At 66.8% G+C, this 5,733-nt stretch carries 3 protein-coding genes; all 3 read left to right on the top strand.

What is annotated here, in order from left to right; genetic code table 11:
• Nucleotides 1–200 precede the first annotated feature (200 nt).
• The 3 genes from PSU4_RS30465 (at nucleotide 201) to istB (ending at nucleotide 5,605) form a co-directional block, all read left to right on the top strand.
• The gene (locus PSU4_RS30465) at nucleotides 201–3,260 is read left to right on the top strand and encodes an ATP-binding protein (RefSeq protein ID WP_186817278.1); all 3,060 of its coding nucleotides are present in this window, start codon (nucleotides 201–203) and stop codon (nucleotides 3,258–3,260) included.
• A gap of 96 nt (nucleotides 3,261–3,356) precedes the next feature.
• Nucleotides 3,357–4,835: an IS21 family transposase gene (istA, locus tag PSU4_RS30460; protein ID WP_222596459.1), complete on the top strand. Its 1,479-nt coding sequence runs from the start codon at nucleotides 3,357–3,359 to the stop codon at nucleotides 4,833–4,835.
• Nucleotides 4,832–5,605, top strand: coding sequence for an IS21-like element helper ATPase IstB (gene istB / locus PSU4_RS30455; protein ID WP_014203935.1), 774 nt, complete (start codon nucleotides 4,832–4,834; stop codon nucleotides 5,603–5,605). Before istA ends, istB begins: the two co-directional genes overlap by 4 nt.
• The last annotated feature ends 128 nt before the right edge of the window (nucleotides 5,606–5,733 follow it).

Genomic DNA, 5,733 nt, shown 5'->3' with positions numbered 1-5,733 from the left:
CCCTAACCCTTGAGGTTCCACAACACCCTCTCAGCCGTCGACTTCGCTGACCGACGGTCTTAGACGATCACTACCGTTCCAACCGGTTGCTAAAGTGCTGCCTCGTGAGGGCGTCGAAGCCGCTGCGAGTCCGCGTCCTGGGCCCGCTCGACATCGAAGGCGTCGAACTGAGCAGACTCCGGAGCAGGCAGAGTCGGCTGGTGCTAAAGATCCTCGCGCTAGCAGGCGGGAGCCCGGTATCGGCCGACCGGTTGGCGCAGATTGTCTGGGGCGACCCGGCGGTCGCGCACACCTCCAATCGTCTCGGCGTGACGGTTAGCCGGGCGCGGAGTTTGGTCGGTAGGGACGCCGTGCGTCGGCACGACGAGGGATACTCCCTCGCCGTCACGTGGCTGGACCTCGACGAGCTGGACGAGTTGGCGACCGACGGCCGGCGTAGACTCGCTGCGAGCGGTTATCCGGCCGCCCGCGCGGCGGCGCTGGCCGGGCTCGCGCTGCGCCGAGGCACCCTGTTGGAGGGGACGACGGGCGACTGGCTACTCGTCGAGCGCGCTCGTGCTGAGCGATTGGTGGCAGAGTGCCGGCACATCGCAGCCGAGGCGGCGCTCGCGGTCGGCGACTCTGCCGATTGCGTCGCGCACGCCGAACACGCACTCGATGCCGATGCCTACGACGAGATCGCCTTGCGGCTCCTCATGCGGGCCTTTCGTATGTCGGGCCGGATCGGCTCCGCGCTCGCCGCGTACGCCCGCACGAAGGCGGCGCTACTCGAGGACCTCGGCGCCGACCCCGACCCGGCCACTCAGCAGCTCCACCAAGAGCTACTCAACCCTGAGCACACCGCCGGTCAGACTTCGGCGACGCGCGAGACAATCGCGCTGCCGGGCCGAGCGGATGCATTGCGACAATTAGACACCGCACTCGCGGCCACCAAGGGCACGTTTGAGCTGGTGGTCGTGGAAGGTGAGGCCGGGATCGGCAAGACCCGGCTCGTTGAAACGTTCTCGGCGAACGCGGCCCGGCGCGGTGTGACAGTTCTGATTGGACGCTGTGAAGAGATCGCGCGCTCGGTCCCCCTGCAGCCGATCACCGACGCACTTGCGTCGTATCTCCGCCGATTCGAACCAGAGGAGGTTGCAACGCTGCTCGGTGAGGACGGCCGACTGCTGGCGCCATTACTCGGTGGGCGCGCCCGGAGGAACCAGCCTCTTACCCTCGAACAGGACGGCTCGGCGCATAACGCGACCCGCAGCCTCCTCTTCAGCTCTGTTCTGGATGTGTTCGCCAGGCTGCCCGGTGCGTTGCCAAAGGTGCTCGTGCTCGAGGACTGCCACCTTGCAGGAACGTCGACCATTGAGTGGTTGCACTTCGCCACGAGACGCCGGCACGAGGCCAACCTGCTCGTGATAGCCACTAACCGACCTGACGAAGGTCATCCGCTACCCGCGGCGCCACGGCTGACGCTCCAACCGCTCGATCTCACGGCAGTGGCCTCCCTCGTCGGTCCAGAGCGCGCACCGGCGCTACTGCGCCGCAGTGCGGGCAACCCACTGCTGCTGGTCGAGCTCGCCTCCGCCGACTCGCAGGAGATCCCCCGGTCCCTACGGGAGACCATCGCGATGCGGTGTGCTCGTGCAGGCCCAACGATCGCGCGCACTCTGCAGACCGCCGCGGTGCTTGGTGACCCGATCGACCTCGATCTCATGGCGGCGGTGCTGGGTGAGAGGCCCGTCGTGCTCCTCGACCACCTTGAAGAGGGGGTACGGAGACGGCTACTCGAAGAGCGCGGGGGCCGATTCAGCTTCCGCCACGATGTGGTCCGTGAAGCGCTGGCGGTCGACGTATCCCAGGGTCGGCGCGAGTGGATTCACCGACAAGCCACTGCTGCCTTCGCAACTCGAAATACTGTCGATCCCCTCGCACTCGCCCGCCACGCCCGACTCGGCGGCGAACGCCGCGTCGCGGCAGATGCGTTGACTGCGGCGGCGGTGCACGCCTCGGAGCGCTATGACCAGCGCGGTGCAGAGCAGCTGCTCGACGAGGCCGTCGCGCTTTCCGATAACTGGAAAAGTCGACTGGCCAGGGCCCGTGTGCTGATCTCCCGGCAACAGTTCTCTGCAGCGTTTGAAGACGCGGTGGCAGCGCGAAAGCTGGGCGGCCGCGCGGCGGCAGTCGAGGTGCAGGCCTGGGCGGCGCGCTACGACGGCGACGTAGAGCGGGCATTGGCGCTTGCCGAGCTGGCAGTAACGCTCGCCGATGACATCGAAACACGGGTGCGTGCGCTCGCGGTCGCGGGCTCTACGCTGCATTACCTCGGCCGGCTCGCTGATGCCGAACGCCACCTTGCTGAGGCCGTCGTGCTGAGCAGGCATGAGGCTGGGCCGATGCTTCTGCTCGGGGCCGTCCGGGCCCATCAGGGACGGTCTCGCGAAGCCATCACACTCATCCACCAGGTCCTGGAGCCCGCGGACTCTGAGCTGCCGTACACATTCCCATCTGAGCACGCTCGAATCTTTGGGGCGTACGCACTTGCGTCGCTCGGTAGAGCCGCTCCAGCACTAGCGTTGGTCGATCAGCTGGAGGCTGAGTCCCGCCGCCGACAGACGTGGGCGCGCTACGGCGGTGTCGCTTCCCATCTACGCGCGTGGATCGTGCGCAACCTGGGCGCGACCCGGGAGGCGGACGAGCTCGACGCCAAGGCCTACTCGGGCGCCTGGCAGTCGCCGGTCACAAGCCGGTGGGCAGCGCTTGATCTCGCAGACGGCCAGATCCGCGCCGCTGATCTGTCGGCCGCGGCCCGCTACCTCGACCAGACGACTCGCAACCAGTCCGCCCGCTCCTACCTCGCCTGGTGGAGCCAGCTGGGTGAAGGTCTCCTGCGCGCACGGATCGCGCTGGCTGGCGGCAACGCGCGAGCGGCCGCTCGGCTTGGGAGGGAGGTCGCCGCGCGCGGGGGTGACCTTGGGGCGTTACGCTACGCCGTTCTAGCCCGGCTTGTTGTCGCCCAGGCAGACACTCGACTCCATCAGCATGTCGACCTCGATTCCGTATACCATGACATCAATCTGCTCCCGGAAGTCGCAGGTCTTGAGGCGTGGTGGCTCACCGCGGAGGTTGCAGCCGACTGCAAGGTCCCTCAGTGGCAGGACCTCGCCAGACAGCGGTTCGAGGAACTCCACGACTGGGCCGGGCCATATCAGCCGCAGTTGGAGCGTCAGTACAAGGGGTTCGCGGCGGACCGCAGCAGAGCTCCGCAGTAGGCCAACGGGCCGGATGTCCGCGTACGACCTCACGTGCTCAGCGGCGTACGGCCTGACGTGCCGAGGTCCCGGCGTGTCGTGACCGTGATGAGCTGAGTGTTGATCACCCTTCAGGGAGTGTCGGCCGACCGTGCCGGCGAGCCGAAGGGTGGCCTGCACGTCATGATTCTGGATCCGGAGGAATGGATGGATCTGCGCCGTTTTAGAGCTTTGCATGATGCGGGTGTGAGTATTTCGGCGATCGCTCGGGAGACCGGGCATCACTGGCGGACCGTGAAGAAGTATCTGGCTGAAGAGAAGGCAACACCTCCAGCGGCTCCACCGCGGCGGGGCACCCAGCCTCGGGTGATGGACGCGTTCGCCGAGGTCGTCGACGCGTGGCTGCGTAAAGATGTCACCTTGAAGGGGTCGGTGATTCACGAACGGCTCGTCGACCAGTACGGATTCACCGGCCATTACCAGCGTGTGAAAATCTATCTGGCCGAGGCTCGACCGCGAATCCGTGCCGAGCTGGGAATCGACGCCGACGCGTTGACCGATCTGCATCGGCGTTTCGAAGTCACGCCCGGTGCCCAAGCTCAGGTCGACTGGGGCGACGAGGGCGGTGTGTTGGCCCATGTCGGGGTCGAGAAGGTGTACTCGTTCCACATGGTGTTGTCATACTCGCGGGATCCGTTTTGCTGCTACACCACCTCGATGGATCTCGGGGTGTTCTGGGACTGCCACCGGCGGGGCTTCGCGCATTTCGGCGGTGTCCCGGCGTCGATTGTGTATGACCGGACCAAGACCGTCGTCCGGCGTCACGTCGCTCCGGGGAAGGCGGTGCCGTTGCATCCGGAAGCGGTCGCGTTCGCCGGGCACTACGATTTCGATATCGACGTGCTCGCCGCCTATCGGCCGACCGGGAAGGGCCGTGTTGAACGCCAGGTCGACATCGTCCGTGACCATGTCCTGGCCGGGCGCAGCTTCGACCGTCTCGACGAGCTCGATCACGCCTTCGCCGCCTGGTCGGGCCTGCGGCGACGGCAGGTCCACCGCACCCACGGCGAGGTGATCGGCGAGCGCGCGGCGCGGGACCACGCCGCGCTGCGGGCACTGCCTGCCACCCCGTACCTGGTCGCCGATCGGCATCTGCGCCGGGTCGGGAAAGACGCTCTGGTCTCCTTCGCGGCCAGCCTCTACTCGACCCCGGCGCGGCGGGTCCGGCCCGGTCAGACCGTGGAAGTGCGGGTCACGCCGGCCACGGTGGCCATCCACGCGCTCACCGCCGGACCGGACGAATCCACGCTGCTGGCGGTGCATGCCCGCGCCGAACGCCGGGGCAGCTGGGTCGTCGACGAGCGGCACTGGGACGGGCTGCCCGACGGCACCGGGCGGGCCACCACCGACCGGCTCGGTGATCCGGCCCCGGCCGGGGCGCCAGAGCCTGAGCCGAGCCCGCTCGCCGCGTTGCTGACCCGCTCCGCCGCCGCTGCGGTCCCGGTCGGGCGTCGCTCCTTGGCCGCCTACGACGACGCCGCCGGTCTCACCACCCCACGCCCTGCTGGACGCGGGAGGAACGGACAAACCTCATGACTGAACTGACGACCGCGCGCATCAAATCCCACGCCACCAAACTCGGGCTGCCGCATTTGGCGGCCAGTCTCGAGCAACTGGTCAAACGCGCCGACACCGAACAGTTGGGCTACCTCGACTTTCTCGACCTCATCGTCGAAGAGGAACTCGGGATCCGCGAAGGGCGCCGTTTCCGGCAGGCCCTGCGACTGTCGAAGCTACCTCACCACAAGACCCTCGAGGAGTTCGAGTTCGCTTTCCAGCCAGACCTCGACACCCGCAAGGTCCGCGACCTGGCCAGCCTGTCATTCATCGCGACCAAAAGTAACGTTGCCCTCCTGGGCCCGCCCGGGGTCGGAAAAACACACCTGGCCGTCGCGTTGGCCGTATCAGCATGCCGCGCCGGCTACTCCACCTACTTCACCAGTCTCGACGACATGGTCCGCCAGCTCCGGGCCGCTGAGGAACTCGGCCGGCTCAACCGGAAAATGCGCACCTACACGCGCCCAGCAATCCTTGTCGTCGACGAAGTCGGCTATCTTCCGCTCGATCGATCCGACGCCAACCTCGTCTTCCAGATGATCTCGAAGAGATATGAGACCGGACCCATCATCCTCACCTCGAATAAGAGCTTCAGTGAATGGGGCCAGGTCTTTTGCGATGACGTCCTCGCCACGGCCATTCTCGATCGCGTGCTTCATCATTGCGAGGTGCTCTCGATCAACGGACCAAGCTACCGGCTCAAACACCGACTCACCGCGATCGAAGGAGGCGACACTACCGTGGCATGATCAGCCGGCCAGGCTCGGCACGTCAGGCCGTACCCGCCTCGGCATGTCAGGTCGTACGCGGACACCGGATGAGTCGACAGGCGACGGTCCGGACTCCCTCGCAACAAGATGAGGCCGGGTTCACCAAC

It is taken from the genome of Pseudonocardia sulfidoxydans NBRC 16205 (assembly GCF_007989085.1).
GTDB lineage: Bacteria > Actinomycetota > Actinomycetes > Mycobacteriales > Pseudonocardiaceae > Pseudonocardia > Pseudonocardia sulfidoxydans.
Note: the sequence above shows the minus strand (reverse complement) of the source record. Positions and strands in the feature narration are given on the sequence as shown.

Coding starts and splice junctions, on each gene's coding strand:
- istB (WP_014203935.1), top strand. CDS start 4,832: ATGACTGAACTGACGACCGCGCGCATCAAATCCCACGCCACCAAACTC.